This is a genomic window from Photorhabdus viridis (genome assembly GCF_040256935.1).
Lineage (GTDB): Bacteria > Pseudomonadota > Gammaproteobacteria > Enterobacterales > Enterobacteriaceae > Photorhabdus > Photorhabdus viridis.
This window is the reverse complement of record NZ_JBEJZY010000338.1, coordinates 1-325: the sequence shown is the minus strand read 5'-3', so window position 1 is coordinate 325 and position 325 is coordinate 1. Positions and strand designations below refer to the sequence as shown.

1 protein-coding gene is annotated in these 325 nt (G+C 47.1%); it reads left to right on the top strand.

Features of this window, described 5'->3' with window-relative positions:
- On the top strand, positions 1-325 hold a 325-nt coding region (locus ABR397_RS23635), incomplete at both ends, for a hemagglutinin repeat-containing protein (protein WP_350307824.1).

Sequence of the window (325 nt, the reverse complement as noted above, 5' to 3'; positions counted from 1 at the left end):
GAAAGCCGTTCAGATACAGGCTAACGGTAATACATTATTATCCGCCGGAAGAAATATCACATTACCGTCCCTGGCTTATTCTGTCATTAACCAGGCTAATGATAACAACAAGGATGACCGACATATTATTGCTCAAATCCGCGGTGATAAAAAACTGACGATGGCGGCAAATGGAGCTATCACCACCGCAGGCGCTCAATTGACTTCTGATGGTGATGTCACCCTCTCCTCCGGCGGTAATATGCGTTTCGAATCGGTGCAAAATCACATCTACCGGGAAAACGGCAGGGAATTCACCGAATCAGTGACTCAGCAGGGCACTGAA